Source organism: Bacteroides celer (assembly GCF_002632415.2).
Classification (GTDB): Bacteria; Bacteroidota; Bacteroidia; order Bacteroidales; family Bacteroidaceae; genus Bacteroides.
This window is the reverse complement of the sequence record NZ_CP178209.1, coordinates 1,502,686-1,521,936: the sequence shown is the minus strand read 5'-3', so window position 1 is coordinate 1,521,936 and position 19,251 is coordinate 1,502,686. Positions and strand designations below refer to the sequence as shown.

At 40.7% G+C, this 19,251-nt stretch carries 16 protein-coding genes, 2 tRNA genes, 1 rRNA gene, 1 pseudogene and 1 riboswitch; of the genes and pseudogenes, 10 read left to right on the top strand and 10 right to left on the bottom strand.

The annotated features are described in order from the left end of the window. Nucleotides 1–77 precede the first annotated feature (77 nt). The 3 genes from CJF29_RS05690 to CJF29_RS05680 form a co-directional block, all read right to left on the bottom strand. A tRNA-Ala gene (locus CJF29_RS05690) sits at nt 78–154 on the bottom strand. 58 nt (nt 155–212) lie between these two features. Next, nucleotides 213–289, bottom strand: a tRNA-Ile gene (locus tag CJF29_RS05685). A gap of 184 nt (nt 290–473) precedes the next feature. Beyond that, nucleotides 474–1,998: ribosomal RNA gene (locus tag CJF29_RS05680) — 16S ribosomal RNA — on the bottom strand. Nucleotides 1,999–3,756: 1,758 nt separating this feature from the next. On the opposite strand from CJF29_RS05680, the gene CJF29_RS05675 reads away from it, so the two are divergent. After that, nucleotides 3,757–4,863 carry an AAA family ATPase gene (locus CJF29_RS05675; RefSeq protein WP_004306902.1) on the top strand — a complete coding sequence of 369 codons (1,107 nt, stop codon included), beginning with the start codon at nt 3,757–3,759 and terminating at the stop codon, nt 4,861–4,863. A 263-nt stretch (nt 4,864–5,126) separates the two neighbouring features. Here the strand turns inward: CJF29_RS05675 and CJF29_RS05670 are convergent, their stop codons facing one another. After that, a complete protein-coding gene (locus CJF29_RS05670) occupies nt 5,127–5,351 on the bottom strand; it encodes a winged helix-turn-helix domain-containing protein (RefSeq protein ID WP_099146385.1) in 225 nt (74 codons plus the stop codon). Nucleotides 5,352–5,663: 312 nt separating this feature from the next. Here CJF29_RS05670 and CJF29_RS05665 point away from each other — a divergent pair, with 312 nt between their 5' ends. After that, the gene (locus CJF29_RS05665) at nt 5,664–6,521 is read left to right on the top strand and encodes an AraC family transcriptional regulator (RefSeq protein ID WP_074559090.1); all 858 of its coding nucleotides are present in this window, start codon (nt 5,664–5,666) and stop codon (nt 6,519–6,521) included. Between the two features lie 64 nt (nt 6,522–6,585). Here CJF29_RS05665 and CJF29_RS05660 read toward each other — a convergent pair whose 3' ends face one another. The 3 genes from CJF29_RS05660 to CJF29_RS05650 all read right to left on the bottom strand — a co-directional run bounded on the left by CJF29_RS05660 (nt 6,586) and on the right by CJF29_RS05650 (nt 8,876). Beyond that, on the bottom strand, nt 6,586–6,957 hold the full coding sequence (locus CJF29_RS05660) for a VOC family protein (protein ID WP_004296844.1): 372 nt from the start codon (nt 6,955–6,957) through the stop codon (nt 6,586–6,588). Between the two features lie 94 nt (nt 6,958–7,051). Further along, on the bottom strand, nt 7,052–7,855 hold the full coding sequence (locus CJF29_RS05655; RefSeq protein WP_004326035.1) for a helix-turn-helix domain-containing protein: 804 nt from the start codon (nt 7,853–7,855) through the stop codon (nt 7,052–7,054). A gap of 151 nt (nt 7,856–8,006) precedes the next feature. Beyond that, entirely contained in the window at nt 8,007–8,876 is an 870-nt protein-coding gene (locus CJF29_RS05650; RefSeq protein ID WP_004296841.1) for a DUF6845 domain-containing protein, read from the bottom strand. 122 nt (nt 8,877–8,998) lie between these two features. Between CJF29_RS05650 and CJF29_RS05645 the strand changes: the two genes are divergently transcribed. The 6 genes and pseudogenes from CJF29_RS05645 (at nt 8,999) to CJF29_RS05620 (ending at nt 13,774) form a co-directional block, all read left to right on the top strand. Further along, entirely contained in the window at nt 8,999–9,325 is a 327-nt protein-coding gene (locus tag CJF29_RS05645; protein ID WP_074559088.1) for a cupin domain-containing protein, read from the top strand. A 311-nt stretch (nt 9,326–9,636) separates the two neighbouring features. Beyond that, nucleotides 9,637–10,575, top strand: coding sequence for a DUF1848 domain-containing protein (locus CJF29_RS05640; protein WP_074559087.1), 939 nt, complete (start codon nt 9,637–9,639; stop codon nt 10,573–10,575). 372 nt (nt 10,576–10,947) lie between these two features. Then, the gene (locus CJF29_RS05635; protein ID WP_004296838.1) at nt 10,948–11,727 is read left to right on the top strand and encodes an SDR family NAD(P)-dependent oxidoreductase; all 780 of its coding nucleotides are present in this window, start codon (nt 10,948–10,950) and stop codon (nt 11,725–11,727) included. Nucleotides 11,728–11,864: 137 nt separating this feature from the next. Continuing rightward, entirely contained in the window at nt 11,865–12,470 is a 606-nt protein-coding gene (locus CJF29_RS05630; RefSeq protein ID WP_004306899.1) for a TetR/AcrR family transcriptional regulator, read from the top strand. Between the two features lie 4 nt (nt 12,471–12,474). Then, nucleotides 12,475–13,200: a hypothetical protein gene (locus tag CJF29_RS05625; protein ID WP_074559086.1), complete on the top strand. Its 726-nt coding sequence runs from the start codon at nt 12,475–12,477 to the stop codon at nt 13,198–13,200. 44 nt (nt 13,201–13,244) lie between these two features. Continuing rightward, a pseudogene (locus CJF29_RS05620) lies at nt 13,245–13,774 on the top strand (hypothetical protein). Between the two features lie 135 nt (nt 13,775–13,909). Here CJF29_RS05620 and CJF29_RS05615 read toward each other — a convergent pair. After that, nucleotides 13,910–14,776 (bottom strand): transposase, encoded by an 867-nt coding sequence (locus CJF29_RS05615; protein ID WP_074635739.1) that lies wholly within the window; start codon nt 14,774–14,776, stop codon nt 13,910–13,912. A 253-nt stretch (nt 14,777–15,029) separates the two neighbouring features. Here CJF29_RS05615 and pncB point away from each other — a divergent pair, with 253 nt between their 5' ends. Next, nucleotides 15,030–16,205 (top strand): nicotinate phosphoribosyltransferase, encoded by a 1,176-nt coding sequence (gene pncB, locus CJF29_RS05610; protein ID WP_008998720.1) that lies wholly within the window; start codon nt 15,030–15,032, stop codon nt 16,203–16,205. A gap of 146 nt (nt 16,206–16,351) precedes the next feature. Here pncB and CJF29_RS05605 read toward each other — a convergent pair whose 3' ends face one another. Both CJF29_RS05605 and CJF29_RS05600 read right to left on the bottom strand, forming a co-directional pair. Next, on the bottom strand, nt 16,352–16,675 hold the full coding sequence (locus CJF29_RS05605; protein ID WP_004296832.1) for a thioredoxin family protein: 324 nt from the start codon (nt 16,673–16,675) through the stop codon (nt 16,352–16,354). Nucleotides 16,676–16,769: 94 nt separating this feature from the next. Beyond that, a complete protein-coding gene (locus CJF29_RS05600; RefSeq protein ID WP_074559091.1) occupies nt 16,770–17,252 on the bottom strand; it encodes a pyridoxamine 5'-phosphate oxidase family protein in 483 nt (160 codons plus the stop codon). A 135-nt stretch (nt 17,253–17,387) separates the two neighbouring features. Next, a riboswitch (cobalamin riboswitch) is annotated at nt 17,388–17,592 on the top strand. Nucleotides 17,593–17,723: 131 nt separating this feature from the next. Between CJF29_RS05600 and accC the strand changes: the two genes are divergently transcribed. Beyond that, nucleotides 17,724–19,238, top strand: coding sequence for an acetyl-CoA carboxylase biotin carboxylase subunit (accC, locus tag CJF29_RS05595; RefSeq protein ID WP_074559085.1), 1,515 nt, complete (start codon nt 17,724–17,726; stop codon nt 19,236–19,238). Nucleotides 19,239–19,251 lie beyond the last annotated feature (13 nt).

Genomic DNA, 19,251 nt, shown 5'->3' with positions numbered 1-19,251 from the left:
TTTGATATATACTTTTAGCTCTTACTAAAATTTTACTTTTTGTACATCATGTCAAAGATCGTTTCTCTTTTCAGAGATGGTGGAGAATAACGGATTCGAACCGTTGACCCTCTGCGTGCAAGGCAGATGCTCTAGCCAGCTGAGCTAATCCCCCAAGAGGTTATCAAGAATTGCTTCATTCCGCTGACGCGTCATTCCTTCGTTCTTGAGCTTGGTAGTCCCAGGCAGAGTTGAACTGCCGACCTCTACATTATCAGTGTAGCGCTCTAACCAACTGAGCTATAGGACTAGTTCAACCTTGTCTACCTGTATGTTAGACTCGGCTTCTTTTTTCTCTTGTTTATCTCTATCTATACTTCTATAGATGGTTGATCTATATGTTATAAATAAACAAGTACCAGTAGTACAAAAAACAGAACCTTTAAAGTCTATAAGTGGCTGTCACGTTTGTGACAGTTACGACATCGCTCCAGAAAGGAGGTGTTCCAGCCGCACCTTCCGGTACGGCTACCTTGTTACGACTTAGCCCCAATTACCAGTTTTACCCTAGGACGCTCCTTGCGGTTACGTACTTCAGGTACCCCCGGCTTTCATGGCTTGACGGGCGGTGTGTACAAGGCCCGGGAACGTATTCACCGCGCCATGGCTGATGCGCGATTACTAGCGAATCCAGCTTCACGAAGTCGGGTTGCAGACTTCGATCCGAACTGAGAGAGGTTTTTGGGATTAGCATCACGTCGCCGTGTAGCTGCCTTCTGTACCCCCCATTGTAACACGTGTGTAGCCCCGGACGTAAGGGCCGTGCTGATTTGACGTCATCCCCACCTTCCTCACATCTTACGACGGCAGTCTCTCTAGAGTCCTCAGCATCACCTGTTAGTAACTAAAGATAAGGGTTGCGCTCGTTATGGCACTTAAGCCGACACCTCACGGCACGAGCTGACGACAACCATGCAGCACCTTCACAAATGCCTTGCGGCTATTCTGTTTCCAAAATATTCATTTGCAATTTAAGCCCGGGTAAGGTTCCTCGCGTATCATCGAATTAAACCACATGTTCCTCCGCTTGTGCGGGCCCCCGTCAATTCCTTTGAGTTTCACCGTTGCCGGCGTACTCCCCAGGTGGAATACTTAATGCTTTCGCTTGGCCGCTTACTGTATATCGCAAACAGCGAGTATTCATCGTTTACTGTGTGGACTACCAGGGTATCTAATCCTGTTTGATACCCACACTTTCGAGCATCAGTGTCAGTGACAGTCTAGTGAGCTGCCTTCGCAATCGGAGTTCTTCGTGATATCTAAGCATTTCACCGCTACACCACGAATTCCGCCCACCTCTACTGTACTCAAGACTGCCAGTTTCAACTGCAATTTTACGGTTGAGCCGCAAACTTTCACAACTGACTTAACAATCCACCTACGCTCCCTTTAAACCCAATAAATCCGGATAACGCTCGGATCCTCCGTATTACCGCGGCTGCTGGCACGGAGTTAGCCGATCCTTATTCATATGGTACATACAAAATTCCACACGTGGAAAACTTTATTCCCATATAAAAGAAGTTTACGACCCATAGAGCCTTCATCCTTCACGCTACTTGGCTGGTTCAGGCTCTCGCCCATTGACCAATATTCCTCACTGCTGCCTCCCGTAGGAGTTTGGACCGTGTCTCAGTTCCAATGTGGGGGACCTTCCTCTCAGAACCCCTATCCATCGTAGTCTTGGTGGGCCGTTACCCCGCCAACAAACTAATGGAACGCATCCCCATCGATAACCGAAATTCTTTAATAAAAATATCATGCGATATTCGTATACTATCCGGTATTAATCTTTCTTTCGAAAGGCTATCCCGGAGTTATCGGCAGGTTGGATACGTGTTACTCACCCGTGCGCCGGTCGCCATCTCTTCTATTGCTAGAAAAATGCTGCCCCTCGACTTGCATGTGTTAAGCCTGTAGCTAGCGTTCATCCTGAGCCAGGATCAAACTCTTCATTGTAAAAGTATTTTTTATCATCGGTTAAGATGACTTTTTTGCTCTGTTCAGGACGCCGTAAATTTATTGACCTTATTCAAATACCTATCAGTCTTAAGTGTATCACTACTGCATAAGACAAGTATTGACGGTTCTATTTTTTTTACTTGTACTACTTGTATTGTTTATCAATATTTCAAAGAACTTGTTGCTTTCGTTTTAAAAGCGGGTGCAAAGGTAAGGGCTTTATTTTTAACTACCAAACTTTTTCGGAAGTTTTTTTTTAGTTTTTCTTTTTACTCGGTTTCTCTGGCTCTCTATGCGAAAGGGAAAGAATGTATGAAAGAATAACTCTTGCCGTTTTTCTTTGCGAATCGGACTGCAAAGATAAGAACTTTATTTATTATAATCCAAACTTTTTCGGAAGTTTTTTGTTCTTTTCTTTAAGTGGGATTCCGCTTTTCACTAAGTCAATTTGTCAAGGCTTTCTTCTCTTGGAAAGCGGGTGCAAAAGTACGCCCTTTTCGTATACACTCCAAATATATCAAACTATTTTTTCTAATTATTTTTGAATACATTTGCTAAAGTGCTGATGCATAACGATGTTGTAGAACATATTTTTTAAGTATGGGGAAATTGTGTGCGGAAATGACGAGAGGGATACACATTATTATATCACACGCGGGCGCGTAGGTGTGCCGGGAATCAGTTTGCATTAGGGAGCAATTAAAGAATCAGTTCATAAAAATAAGAGGAAAGAAAGATAGATATAAGGATAGTGGTTTTATAGTAAATTCCATTCCTTAGTTTGATTCATTAACATGATACTTGTATGAGAATGATACGTAGAATCTTCACTTTACTGAAAAGGATTTTTCTTTTTCATTTCTCATGTTCTCATAACATACATAATAATCAGCTGTAAATCAAACAGATAATACTATGAGAAATAAAACACAAAAGGGCATTTCTCATAGCTTTTCCGTGATTTAGTCCGTAAAATCGAGCATTTCTCATAGGGTTTAAACCATTTCTCATAGTATTCTCATATTCCGTCTATACATTTTACTCATTTCTCATACAGTATAATTGTAGTTTTTCCGGACTTTTGCCGGATTTACGATTACTCCTTTCCTTCTTCGGTTTTATTAAGCAACTTCTTGCTATTTAATGCTTTCCTGTATGTTATTCACCTTATACCTTTATGTTTTTCCCTAATCATTGTTATTTCTTCCTACCACTATTCGTATCGTTGCACTCTAGTGAACAGATCGTTGCACTGGAGTGAACGGTTCTATCCACTCTAGTGAACAGATCTTTCCACTCTAGTGGAACGATTCAGATACCGGTAGGAAAACATGCGAATATCTACTCCATACACTTTCATAAACGCTTTATAATATATTATTAATCAATGCATAACTGAATATGTAGCATTGAATCTATTACAATTAATTAGCCTCTTTGCCCTACGAAAGATTATGAGAAATGCCTTAAAAAGCTATGAGAAATACTTTGTTTTGTGGACAAAATGCTGGTAATACTATGAGAAATACCCTTTCTTCTTTTATTTCTCATAGTGTTATATAACTGATTTACAAATTGTTATCACATGTATTATGAGAACATGAGAAATGAAAATGAAAAATCATTTGCAGGAGCTTTGATATAAATACAGGAAACTATCCACACCTATGTTTTTCGAGAAAATGATAAATCGGTTCAGTTCATATCATAGATTTATTTCGTACCTTTGCCATTCTATTTATATAAAAAGAAAAAATGAGTAAAGAATACACACTCGCAGATTTCACAGATATTTTTGATTACTCCACAGGATGGTTCAGCGACAGTAGCATTTGTAGTCTATTCTATCAGATATTCAAACGATTCCCTTCCATGAAAATGGTAAAATATAAAGTAAACCAGGATTTTCTGAAAGAAATCAAGGAACTTTATCAGCAAGATGACGCGTTCGATATATTCGAGCATGTGTACTGCAATCATTTTGAAAATGAAAAAGAAGAAGAGGAGGAAGAAGAAGATAATACATCTACAAAAGAGTTATACGACTGTATCGTTATCTGCAAAAAGAATTTGATGATCGGCTATTTTGATAATTGCGTAAAGATTGTCTATTCCAATATCGACAAGGAGGAAATCAATCAGATCAATCAGATTTGCGAAAACCACAAGAAGGAAAATGAGAAACTTAACAATCTATTTATAGTAACATACTCTCATAACTACTTCAGCCTGAAACAATCGCAAGTTAATGAACCTGCTATTCAGATTGATCGTCACTATAACGATGATTTTGTTCCCGTAGCTGCCGAGATCGAAAACTTTCTGCTGGAGGACAACAAAAGCGGATTAATCATTTTGCATGGAAAACAGGGTACAGGAAAAACGACTTATATCCGCCACCTTATCAATCTTGGAAAAAAGAGAATGATCTATATGAGTGGAGACCTGGTAGATAAACTTTCGGATCCGAGCTTTATCACTTTCATCCGCCAACAAAAGAATTCTATCTTCATCGTAGAGGATTGCGAAGAACTATTGTCAAGCCGCAACGGAGGCAACCGTATGAATGCCGGCTTAGTCAACATACTGAATATTAGCGACGGGCTATTGAGCGATGAATTGTGTATCAAATTTATCTGCACCTTTAATGCTCCATTAAAAGATATCGACGAAGCATTGCTTAGAAAAGGACGTCTGGCTGCCCGATACGAGTTTAAAGACCTGACTACTGATAAGGTTAATCAACTAATCAAGGAAGAAAGCCTGGATATTCCCGAACAGACACACCCCATGACACTGGCTGAAATCTATAATTACGAAGGAATGGATTTCTCCCAGGGAAGAAAACGGGTAGGATTCTAAAGATATTCTCCGGAATAGAATTGCCAGAGAAAAAACAGGCAATTATTATTGTGGAATACAAGTATATAAATTTTATCTACATCCGGACACGATTCGACATTTTTATACGTTTATTATACGTTAAAAGAGTTGCCCTATTATTGAGCAACTCTTTTAAATATAAAACTTCTTAAGTTCAAACTTAACTTGTGATACCTTATACGGACATATTCTTACTTATAAGTTAACGGAACTTCAAAGATATTCACTCACAAAACCTGCTATTATCCAAAGCTGAAGGGAAAAGCGCTTTCATCAGATAAAGCAATTAATCCATTTTTCCGTTGGATACAAATTTTGTTCTCTCGTCCCAACCAACCGGCGGCCAATGCTGTACTTTCTACGCTTAGGTTTAATCTTCTCGCCAATTCAGGTATTGAAATTTCACCAATTTCTTTCAGGGCATACCAGACCTTTCCGGCATTGTTCCCTACAATTGTTTTATCCATGGCTATTTTTATTAATAATTCGGTTACAATATAATCATTTTAATAATAGTTTATAACAAAACCGGCTTTTTTTATTTTAGTTTTTGACATTATTTAAAACAAGAAAATCAATTTCGCAATTAACGGTTAAAAATTTGGTCATGGTTCACACCATAACACCACTGTAAGGTACATTATATATCAAAATAAATTCTCAAAACAAGTATAGGGCAACCATAGAAAGAAAATAGAAAGTTGACATTTCCGCAATATCGGACAAGTCATTTCGCTTTTTTACCAATACCTTTGCGAAGTGAAATACCAAAATTAGTTATGCAACAGAAAAAAACAACGAAAGAGGAATATCAAAAGTGCGTAAATGTTGTAGTGGAATACATCATCCAACATTTAGGAGAAGATATTGATTTAAAATCTCTGGCCAGAATTTCAAACTTTTCTCCTTTTTACTTTCACCGGATCATGAAAGCTTTTCTCGGTGAACCGATTGGTACGTTTATTGTCCGGACGCGGACAGAAGCTGCCGCACGCCTACTCCGCTACTCGGATATTCCGATTGCTGACATCGCCTACCGGATTGGTTACGCATCCCCTTCTTCATTATCGAAAGTGTTCAAGCAATTTTATGGCATTTCACCTTTAGAATATAGAAACAATAAAAACTTTGTAATTATGAAACCAGCGATTATCAGGCCAGACCTGGAACTAAAAAAAGAGATCAGAAATGTCTCCGAACGGAATGTGATTTATATCCGCCTTACAGGCGACTACAAACTGAATGATTACGGTGGCACTTGGGGCCGTTTATTCCAATTCATCAAAGAACAAAAACTGCCGATGGGAGATTTCAGCCCGCTTTGCATCTACCACGATGATCCGAAAGTGACGCCAGCCGAGAAACTGCGTACAGACGTATGCATGGTAATGCCTGTAAAGGTTGCCCCCAAAAGTGATGTGGGATTCAAGGTTATCCCAGCCGGACGTTATGCTATTTTCCTTTATAAAGGCCCGTATAACAATCTGCAAGCTGTGTACGATACGATTTACGGAAAGTATCTGCCCGAAATGGAATGTACGATACGTGATGAAGCCAGTGCTGAACGCTATCTGAACAATCCATGTGACACTCCCCCCGAAGAGTTGTTGACGGAGATCTATATTCCGGTAGAATAATCAGGATAAGGGGACGAAGGAACAGCAGTCACTTCCAGACAGGCTGTTCCCTCTTCCCTACCTGTTATTTTTCAGCATAGACGCCAATCCTGTTTCCTTCACTATCCGTGAATACGGCAAACCATCCTTTATCGTCTGCCTCAATCTTTGTTTTGGGAATGACAACTTTCCCTCCTTTCAGAAGCACTTTTTCCAACGTTTGTTCAATATCCTCACAGTTGAAATGGATAAGTACGCCATGCGTTGAAGGAAGAAAGTCGAAATTTGAAGCATAAGAAATAGCACCGACAGTTTCACCTTCTTCCGTGAAACAAGCCATTTTCTCTGTTTCACATTCAAAAGTCGGAAGTTGCACCCCCAACACAGTTTCGTAAAAATCGACAGCCCGACGGAAATCGGTAGCAGGAATCTCAAAAAATGCAATTAATTTTTTCATCTCGTTTCTTTTTTATGGTTACTACTAAGCCTTTGCAAAGACATTGCAAAAGTAGGGTAACACGAGGAAGCCCGATAGGAAAAAAGAGACATCTTTAGAGTTCAGAGAAATAATCGGAATAAGGGGCGCATACAGAAAGATACTCCGCAGGGGTATAACCGGAAAAGAGTTTGAATTCCTTTATCATGTGAGACTGATCGGAAAAGCCACATTCATAAGCCACTTGTACAAAAGGAATCGTAGCATCCTGTTGCAGCATGGATAACGCCCGTTGCATACGGATAATACGAATAAATTCCTTGGGAGTAGTGCCGACATAATCGGCGAAGATACGCCCAAACTGCTTACTGCTCAAACAGGCTGTTTCCGACAAATGAGAAATGTTGATTTGCGGCCGGAGGTTTATTTCATGAAAGACAGCAGACATCCGCTTGAGATTATACTCGGGAAGAGTGTATAAACGACGAAGAAAAAACTGCTCTATCAACCGAATACAAACTGCATTATCAGAAGTATCCGTGACCTGTTTCACTAAATCCGACAGTTCTACATCTTCCATCGCATCGGTATCTACAGTTTGCCCGCGGAATAAATGACTGGGTATGTGAAACAATGCTTTTACTGCATAAGGTTGAAAAACAACAGTAATCATCTCTATCCTGCCTGTAGACATCACATCCGAGAAACCGACCGATTGTCCGGAAATAAAGGATTGGGGTTGCAGCTCCGACTCACCCAACAAAAGAAGTTGTTTCCCTTTATGGAATACCAGTTGCATACAGCCAATAGGCAGAGTCCGTTCGGAGACAGGAGCTATTGAGTCGTCTTGCAATATCCAGTAATGCCGTATATAGGGAGCCAGTGCAAAACAGGGTTTTATCAGTTGAAATGATTGCATATAACAAAGATATTATTTCTTAATCCAAATGCAAAAGTAAAACTCCTGTTTAAAAGGGGATAGTAAAAAAAGGACTTCTTTACTTAATTAAAAAAGCATCCCCTGCTTGAAGAAACATGATTGCAACTCATTCAAACAGAGGAAGAATTCTTTAGATAACGGAAAGTCCATATTCGTAGGCTTCCGACATCGCATTGTAATCTGCATCGGAATATGCGCCTTTATCTCTTGCTTTCTGCATATCTTTCATAAACGATTCCACAGAAGACAGGAAGCTATAATAATTCTTTTGCTCTTCATCATAGCCTGTGACAGCAGGAAGTTTCTTTGCAGCTTCGAGTTCTTTCTTCAATTCTGCCATCTTCACATCAATGCGAGCACCCTCCAGTACATGTTTGCGGGAATAAAGATTCATTATGCTTTGCACAGTGCCGGACATCTTACGCATAGCCATGATTTGATCTTTCAACGGTTCGTCGGCAAGAAGTTCTTTTTCAGCCTGTTCCGTGAGAGGGCTTAGAATATCAAAAATCACTTGTTTATATTCGGACATTTCTACACTTAGCCGATAGTTTTCATCCAAGAGCTTGCCAGCCTTGGCTGTCTCTTTGGCCTGCTTGTAAGAGAGAAACTTATTAAAATTATCATAGAATTGCGCCCGTGCACTGAAAAGTCCTCTATAACTCTGCTTCAGATTCTGACGGACTTGTATATTAAAGTAATCTCCCGGATCCATCAATTCCGCAGTGTCTCTGGCAGATACTTCAGGCGGTGCTATCGGAGATACTTCAGGAACTTTTCCTGTCTGTTCCATATATCCCAAGACCGCATTTACGTCTTTTGCATTAGCTACATGCCTCAACACGATGAGCGATGTATGATAATAGTTTATCACTTTACTGGCATTATCCAATTCTTCCGGAGTGACGGAGGACGCAGCCTGTTTCTTGTTTCCTCCCGAACAGGAAACCAATAAGAAAGCACCTATCAGTGCTCCAAACAATAAGATATTCTTCTTCATAATAATGGTTAGTTTATTGAGTCTTTCGTACTATAACAATAAAAATCTTTTTTTGTTATAGACAAACAATGCATATTCGAAAAGTGTTCTCTATATGATATTAACTTAAAAATAAAACAAATATGGAACAATCATTTCAAAAAGGAGTTGTGCTCCATTTGGCTTCTCTCATTGAATATACTGAAGGAGGCGTTATCAGCAAACAGTTAATCAAAAGTCCGGTAGGAAATATCACTTTATTTTCTTTTGATAAAGGAGAAGGGTTAAGCGAACATCGTGCCCCGTTTGATGCGCTCGTGCAGGTATTGGAAGGGGTAGTGAATATTACCGTAAACGGAACTCTGTTCACCGTAAAAGCAGGAGAAAGTATCGTATTTCCGGCGAATGCGCCGCATGCCCTTACAGCAGTGGAGAGATTTAAGATGCTGTTGACTATGATTAAGGAATAAACAATCATAGTGTATAAAAACAAAAAATGGCTACTCATCACGAGCAACCAATCTTTTGTTAACCTTAAATCTAATACTTATGAAAAAAACACTGTACAAAGGTACCATATTTCAGGTAAATAGCAAATTTTAGAGCCTAAACAGCCCATATTATAACAGGGTTTAATACTCTGGGAAGCGTATTAACATTTCAGACTTTTCACGTTAACATTTAACATATTCATTCACACAAGTTACTTCTTGGGTAAGTAAGAATACAAAAAAGGGACATCATTGAAACAACATCGGCTTTTTTTTTGTAACTTTGAACTATGATAATCAGTGCCAGCCGCCGGACAGATATTCCGGCATTCTATTCCCAGTGGTTTTTTAACCGGATTAAAGAAAGATATGTATTAGTGCCCAATCCATATCATCCGAAAATGATTAGCAAGATCTCTTTATCTCCTGCTGTAGTAGATTGTTTTGTTTTCTGGACCAAGAACCCGGCACCTATGCTCAACCAACTGGAGAAATTGCAGGATTACAACTATTACTTCCAATTTACACTTAACCCTTACGGAGAAAAGCTGGAAAATCATTTGCCCTCCATCGATAAACGAATGGATACCTTTAAAAAGCTGGCTGATAAAATCGGCAGGGAAAGGGTGATCTGGAGATACGATCCGATACTGACGAACGAGGAATACAATGTTTCTTTCCATCAGGAAGCATTTGCCCGGATTGCCGACGGACTCAAAGACCACACTGCCAAATGTATGCTAGGATTCATAGATCATTACCAGCATATCCGGAACTCTGTACGGTCATTCAACATCTATCCGCTGACTCAAGAGGAAATAGAAGAAATGGCTGTCTCTTTTAAAAAAACAATAGACGCTTATCCCGACATACAGTTGGATACTTGTACTGTGAAGGTGGATTTAAGACATTTGGGTATTCCGAGCGGCCTGTGTATCGATAAGAATCTGATAGAAAAGATCATCGGTTATTCCATCCTCGCCCAAAAGGATAAAAACCAGCGTAACATCTGCAACTGCATTGAAAGCATTGATATCGGAACTTATGAAAGTTGTCTGAACGGATGTATTTATTGTTATGCCATCAAAGGCAATTATAACACGGCAGTATATAATAGGAGGAAACATGATAAAAACTCACCGCTACTTATCGGTCATTTATCCGAAGAGGATATCGTAAAGGAACGGGAGATGAAAAGCCTGCGGGATAACCAATATTCGTTGTTTTAATCTCTTCGGTCTGCAGTTGACTTACAGGCATAAAAAAAGGCTATCTATCCCAGACAGCCAATCTTTTGTTAACCTTAAATCTAATACTATGAAAAACACAGTACAAAGATACGTACTTTTCGGTTATCTCCAAATTTTGAGGCCAAAGCAGCGTATCTTATAACATGGTTTAATAGAATCAGAGCCGTATTAACAAATGAGTGGGCAGGCATTAACATTTAACAGTTTTCTTAAATAATCAGAGCGTAAAACTGGAAAAGATGCAAAAGTTTTCGAATCGAACACCTTATCTTATTAAAGAGAGTTTATGAGGGCTAACAAATTCCTCTGCCAGCTGTTTCTAATAGAAGGTAACCATCAAATTCCCATTATATGAACAGATTCGAAAATAAAGTAGTTGTCATCACCGGTGCCGCCGGTGGTATCGGCGAAGCAACCACACGCCGCATTGTCTCCGAAGGAGGCAAAGTAGTCATCGCTGACCATTCCGAGAAAAGAGCGGAGCAGCTTGCCAACGAACTCACGCACGCAGGGGCTGACGTGCGTCATGTCTATTTCTCCGCCACCGAACTCCAGAGTTGCAAAGAGTTGATTGATTTTTCCATGAATGAATATCAAAGAATAGACGTACTGATTAATAATGTAGGAGGAACTGATCCCAAACGTGACCTTAGCATCGAAAAGCTGGACATCAACTACTTTGACGAAGCATTCCACCTGAATCTCTGCTGCACGATGTATCTTTCCCAACAGGTCATTCCTATCATGACTGCCAATGGCGGCGGGAACATTGTCAACGTAGCTTCCATAAGCGGACTTACGGCTGATGCCAACGGTACTTTATACGGCGCCAGCAAAGCGGGTGTCATCAACCTGACGAAATATATCGCTACTCAAATGGGAAAGAAAAACATCCGTTGCAACGCCGTAGCTCCGGGACTGGTACTTACTCCCGCTGCATTGGACAACCTGAATGAGGATGTACGTAATATCTTCCTCGGTCAATGTGCCACTCCTTATCTGGGAGAACCGGAGGATGTTGCAGCTACCATCGCTTTTCTGGCTTCGAACGATGCCAGATACATCACCGGACAAACGATTGTGGTGGATGGCGGACTGACCGTTCATAATCCGACAGTGGCGTTATCATAAAACGACCGGATAACGTATTATCGGTAAAGATGATAGGTTATTAACCGGCAACCATTACAAAAAATAATCTCTTTTTCCTTGATGTTACCGATAGGAAACATATCTTTGTGACCAGTCAGTAACAAAAGTATCAAAGTATGGAAAAAGAGATTACTAAAAACAGACAGGCTACGGAAATGACCCTGATTACAGCCGTCAACGACATCATTGAAGAAAGCGGTTTCGAGGGGTTGGGGATCAATGCGGTAGCAGCCAAGGCCAAAGTTTCAAAAATGCTTATCTACCGTTATTTCAATTCGCTGGATGGACTGATAGCAGCCTACATTCAGCAGAACGACTATTGGATTAATTTCGATGAAGAGTTACCGGATCAGGCTCATTTAGCCACATTTATCAAGCAGATATTCAAAAGACAAATCATGTGGTTACGGGAGAATTATACATTGAAACGCCTGTATCGCTGGGAACTGACAACGGACAATAAGTTTGTGAAAGAGTTGCGCAACAAACGGGAAGAGAAAGGAATCTGGCTGGTAGAGGCAGTCAGCAAACTTTCAAAACATCCGAAAAAAGAGATTGCCGCTATGGCTTCCATCATCACCGCAGCCATCAGTTATCTGGCATTGCTCGAAGAAAACTGCCCGGTCTACAACGGCCTCAAGATTCAGCAGGAAAGCGGCTGGGAGGAATTGGAAGAAGGCATCAATCTATTAGTAGACCTCTGGTTACAAAAACAACTCTAATCAAATGAATAAAATGACAATAATGGGAATATGGTTTCTTTCTCTATTGATAAATAGTGGATGTAACCGGGATTTAGTAGAATACGACAGTAACGATCTTAAAATATCTATTGAAAAAGGGGAAGAGTGGTTGCATAATTTTCCTTTGTTTCTAGGCATCAACATCAAAAATCCGCCCCAGATTGCAATCTGGACTGAAGACATGGAAGGGAATTATCTGTCCACCGTGTATGTGACACACAAAATAGCCACTCAATCCTGGCAAGCCTCCGGCGGTAACCGCCGAAAGGAAGCGCTGCCGCATTGGTGTTATCAGCGGGGAATCCAATATGAAGACGGGTTATATCTCCCTAGCAAAAAGGAACCGTTGACGGACGGTATCAGCGGAGCTACTCCGAAAGGTAGTTTTAATGTGAAGATGTCGCCAACTGGGAAGTTGAAGAAGTTTATAGTCAAAATTGAAATCAATCATTCTACAGATTTCAATGATGCATATCCGAAATCGGCCAAAGAAGGAGACGCCAATTACTCCGGTGGAAAAGAAGGGAGCGGACAGCCTGCCCTTGTCTACGCAGCAGAAGTGGATTTGACTTCCGGCAAGAAAGAATTTACAGCCAAACTGATCGGACACAGCAGCCCGGATGGAAGTAATGGAGATCTTACCAGAGATACTTCTTCACTCACAACTGCATTGCATATCGTTAAAAGCATAACCGTGTATGTGCAATAGCAGTAGCTAACCATCGTATTATCAGACTCTATCCTTGCATCATTATGAAGAAATTTATATTCATTTTGCACTGCTATCTTTCATTACTGTATGTGCCGACGGACAAACAGACAGCAGACGTCTCTCTTACACTACATATATCGGGACAGGTTTTTCCATGAATCAACCTTCTTATACGCCTTTCAACTGGCAAATCGTCAGTCATTACCACATCAGTCAACGGTTTGCCATCGGTGCGGGCAGCGGACTTTCTGTTTACGAGAAGTTGCTTATCCCGCTTTATGCCAGTGCGCAATTTTATATAACGAAGCCCAGGAGACTGACTCCTTATCTGGAATGTCATATCGGTGGGTCTTTTGCCACAGACAGAGAAGCAAACGGAGGCTTTTACCTCTCTCCTTCCATCGGTGCACAATTCAAAGTCAACCGGAAAATTAAACTGAATTTGATGGCAGGTTATGAACTCCAGAAACTGGAACGGACAAAGAAACAGGAAGATCCGTATTTCCATACGACGTTTAAGGAAGAATTGTCGCACCATTCCATTACGCTGAAAATCGGCTTGACTTATTGAGGTAAGTATAATAAGAGATAAGGAATTTGCCATTGCAAACAGAATATATATTCAGATCCTGACTTTATTCCCCCGAATAAAAAAAGGCATAATTATTAATGATGCGAATCAGTAGTTGAACTCTGATTCTTTGTTTTAGAAAATTAAATAAATGAATGCGATGGCAATTTTTCCCATCGTATGTACAAGAAGCCCAGATGTAGATCTGACCTTCATCGCTCTTTGAATATTTGTTTTCTCATTCAGCCAGTTGAAAAAAGATTCTATGGGTTGTCTGACCTTTGAAACAGCTGTAGATAACAGGTCTCTGCCTGCTTTCTCCCTTTGAGTAATAATGTTGTCTTCTCCCTTTATTGCTTTTACAGGTGTGAGCATAGTAACCTCCTGTTCCTGCTGCTTGTTTCCCCAGAAAGAGAAATCCGAGTATATCTTATCTGCAAAGATATTCCTGTGGGTCAGTTTATCAGCCGCCTCTCTTTTAAGAACAGTCAAATCATTTTCCTCTGCCGATGATAAGATTATCATTTCAGGGAATGGGATGGTTCCTTTTCTGCGGAAAGCTACGGTGTGAAGTTTGAGCCCGAAATAATACATGTTCTTGGTTGAGCAGTATCCTTTAGTTGCAATTTCAGTAGCAACTTTACCGGTTTTGTTCTTTCCTGCACAGGTAATAATGGGCATAGAGTCAATAAGTGATGTCATAGAATCGCACTCCTCTGGTTTAAAGGATGTAATGAGATGCTTTACAAGTTCGCTAATTGCTTCACTCATCCGATTCAACCGATAGTTGAATGTCTGATACGAGGGAAGATTAGGAAACCATGAAAGCAGATATTCTTTAGTGAATGTATGCATATCTTTGATATTGAAGTAACGTTGATACGCTCCGCAGAACAGATATACAGTAAGCAGTTCCTCATCTGTGAAGACAGGATTGGCATTGTTACTGAATCTCTGGCAATTGAATTTCAGGGAAAACTGGTAAATATCGCAGATATACATATATATTTTTATAAGTTTTAACTCTTTCTCCTTGGGAATCATAATTAGAATAATGAGTGGTTTTATTCTTCTAATATACTGATTTTCAAGGAGATTAAGAAATAAACAAACGAGATAATTAACTGAATAATAACATTTTAAATAACAGAATCAGAAAGTGGTTTCAACTACTGATTCGCATTAATGATTAAGTCGTTATATTATTCAACAAATACTAACTTTACGACGTTATAAAATATAAAGAGCGAACGAAATGATTGTTAAGACATTACTAGATACCGATCTTTATAAGTTTACCACATCGTATGCTTATATCAAACTGTTTCCCTATGCAATGGGCACGTTTAGTTTCAACGACCGGAATGAAACTCAATATACCGAAGATTTCCTGAAGGCACTCAAGACAGAGATTATGAATCTTAGTCAGTTGAGGTTTACGGAAGAGGAGCTGGAATATATGACGAAAAACTGCAGATTCCTTCCGAGGGTCTACTGGGAGTGGTTATCTTCTTTTCGTTTCGACCCTAATAAGATTGATATTCATCTGGATGAAGCCTGTCATCTCCACATCGAAGTGACTGACTTGCTTTATAAAGTGACTTTATACGAAGTGCCTTTGCTCGCTATTGTCTCCGAAATCAAAAACCGTTTCTTTGGCAATGTAGCAGACATGAACGAGATTCTTTGCAAGCTGTCGGAGAAAATAGAATTGTCGAATCAACATCAGCTTCGCTTTTCAGAGTTCGGCACACGGAGAAGATTCTCCATTGATGTGCAGGAAACGGTTATCAAGAAGCTGAATGAGACGGCACATTATTGCACCGGAACTTCCAACTGTAACTTTGCAATGAAATATGGAATGAAAATGATGGGGACTCATCCACATGAATGGTTTATGTTTCATGGAGCACAGTTCGGATATAAACATGCCAACTATATGGCACTCGAAAACTGGGTGAATGTTTATGACGGGGATTTGGGTATCGCACTTTCCGATACATATACTTCCGGTATCTTCCTTAGTAACCTTAGCCGCAAACAGGCTAAACTATTTGATGGAGTGCGTTGCGATTCCGGTAATGAGTTTGAGTTTATCGACAAGCTGGTTGCCCGTTACAGAGAGTTGGGAATTGATGCGACGACCAAAACCATCGTTTTCAGCAATGCCCTCGACTTTACAAAGGCATTGGATATTCAGGAATACTGCCAGAACAAAATACGCTGCTCTTTCGGAATCGGTACCAACCTTACCAATGATACCGGATTCGAGCCTTCGAACATCGTGATGAAACTGACACAATGTAAGATGAATGTCAATCAGGAATGGAGAGAATGTATCAAACTGTCTGATGATGAAGGAAAACATACCGGCAGTCTTGAAGAGGTACAGGCTTGCCTGTATGAGTTACGACTCAACAGACAGCAATAAAAACAAAGAAAATAAAGAAAAGCAGGAAGTACCTCACCGGAGAATACTTTCTGCTTTTCTTTATGCATATTAGAAGTATGCCAGACAAAGACACACCAACATAGAATCAGCCACGTATATCATTGTGATAAGCTATGCAATAATCGTCAGGATTTGAATCCTTTCACTGCTCTTTCCAGTCTTTCCAAAGGTAATTCGCCGGATTGTCTCCAAAGCTGTTGTCCTTTTCTAAAAAGAATAAAGGTAGGAGTCGACTCAACCGTATAGAAATCTGTAAGGGCAGGTTCCTGGTCGATGTCTACCAATACCACTTCCAATGTTCCCTCCATCAGTTTCTTAAATTCTTCAACAACCGGTTTCATACGTTGGCAATGAGGACACCACGTTGCATAAAACTCTGCCATTACCCAATCACCGTTAGCCAGTTTCTCCTGATTTCTTTCTTCACGAGCTATTTTCTTTTCTTTCATACGAATATCTCCTTTTAATTAATTACTATCAACTTAACAATATCAGGAGAAATATAGTTTAGAAAAGTAGCAAGGTTACACACTAATTAAAGAATCAAACCCGTTTACATTTGCCCGACCAGTTATCAATATCCAGACGAATGATCTCCGTGCGATGGAAAGACTTCTCCGCATACTTCATTCCTACCACTTTATCTTCAGGAGAGAGTTTATCCAACAGCAGTTCAAGCGCCTTCATCCGTTCGGCTTCCGAAAGTCCAGTATGGGCTGTCCCTGTCAGTACAATACTCTCATACCCCGTCGTAAACTTGTCGGGAACAAGATGAGTGGCTCCTACCACACAAAAAGAAACTCTCTCACAAGCAGAGATACAACGCAGTTTCTCCCCTTCGGGTGCACAATGAATATAAATAGAATGAGCACCATCCCACACATAATTGACAGGAATTCCATAACCGCCGCCTCCTACTGCCTGCATCGACAATATTCCGTATTCTGCAGTTTGTAATAAACGAAGAGCTTTTTCTTCTTCCAGCAGACGATCCTGGCGCCTGACGGGTTCATTTAAATATTTCATTTTTACTATATAATTAATGACATTACAAAGATATACAATATTCTTAATCGAAGACAAATCCCCGTTTTAAAGATAAGCATTGCACAAAAATGAAACTTTCGTGCAAAAAAGGAACATCTTATTTAATATTTATTTATCTTTGCCCCCCGAAATGGTTCAGAATCCGTATCCAACGGACGACGATTAATAGGGAATCGGGTGTAAGTCCCGGACAGTCCCGCTGCTGTGAAGCTCTGTTCAATGTCTTATAATTGAACTAGTTTAACGCCACTGATGTTAATCGGGAAGGCAAATAAGACAAGAGTCAGTCAGAAGACCTGCCATTTTGTGTAAGACGCTCCCCTCCTCGTGGGTTAGGAGAAAGAGCATCACTTGTTAAGCCCCAAATCAAAAAAATACTGTTTTTCGTCGGGTGGAGTATGTCCATTAGATAGGAAGACATTAATAAGTATGTACTTAATTGAAAAAAGTATGATAAAAAAAATCTTAGTAGCCAATCGCGGTGAAATTGCCGTAAGGGTGATGCGCTCCTGCCGGGAGATGGAGATAACGAGTATCGCTATCTTTTCCGAAGCAGACCGGACCGCGAAGCACGTGCTTTATGCAGACGAAGCTTATTGCGTAGGGCCGGCAGCATCCAAAGAGAGTTATCTGAATATAGAAAAAATCATCGAAGTGGCGAAAGCAGCTCATGCGGACGCCATCCATCCGGGTTACGGCTTCTTGTCCGAGAATGCTACCTTCGCCCGTCGATGTCAGGAAGAAGGAATCATCTTTATCGGACCTAATCCGGAAACAATGGAAGCCATGGGGGATAAAATTGCTGCCCGTATCAAAATGATCGAGGCGGGAGTACCCGTTGTTCCCGGCACACAAGACAATTTGAAAAGTGTGGAAGAAGCCATAGAACTTTGCAATAAGATCGGATACCCGGTGATGCTGAAAGCTTCTATGGGCGGTGGTGGAAAGGGTATGCGCCTCATCCACAGTGTCGAAGAAGTGAAAGAAGCTTATACCACTGCCAAGAGCGAATCGTTGTCTTCCTTTGGCGATGACACGGTTTATCTGGAGAAGTTCGTTGAAGAGCCTCATCATATCGAGTTCCAGATTCTTGGTGACAAGCATGGAAACGTCATTCATCTGTGCGAACGCGAATGTTCCGTGCAACGCCGTAACCAGAAAATCGTAGAAGAGACTCCTTCGGTTTTCGTCACTCCCGAACTGCGGAAAGACATGGGTGAAAAAGCGGTAGCCGCGGCTAAAGCAGTAAACTACATTGGTGCGGGTACTATCGAATTTCTTGTTGACAAACACCGCAACTATTATTTCCTTGAGATGAACACCCGTTTACAGGTGGAGCATCCGATTACGGAAGAAGTGATTGGGGTAGATTTGGTGAAAGAGCAGATTAAAGTTGCCGACGGACAGGTGCTTCAACTGAAACAAGAAAATATCCAGCAACGCGGACACGCTATTGAGTGTCGTATTTGTGCCGAAGATACAGAAATGAATTTCATGCCGAGCCCGGGTATCATCAAACAGATTACAGAGCCGAACAGTATCGGTGTACGTATCGACAGTTATGTGTACGAGGGATATGAAATTCCAATCTACTACGACCCGATGATCGGCAAACTGATTGTATGGGCTACCAACCGCGAATACGCTATCGAGCGGATGCGCCGCGTACTCCACGAATATAAGTTGACCGGTGTGAAAAACAACATCAGCTATCTGCGTGCCATCATGGACACTCCCGATTTCGTGGAAGGTCACTATGATACAGGATTCATCACCAAGAACGGCGAATATCTGCAACAACGTATCATGCGCACTAGCGAACATTCCGAAAATATTGCTTTGATTGCCGCCTATATGGACTACTTGATGAACCTCGAAGAGAACAACAGCGGTATGGCTACCGACAACCGTCCTATCAGCAAATGGAAAGAGTTCGGACTGCACAAGGGAGTGTTGAGAATCTAATTTTAACAAAGAG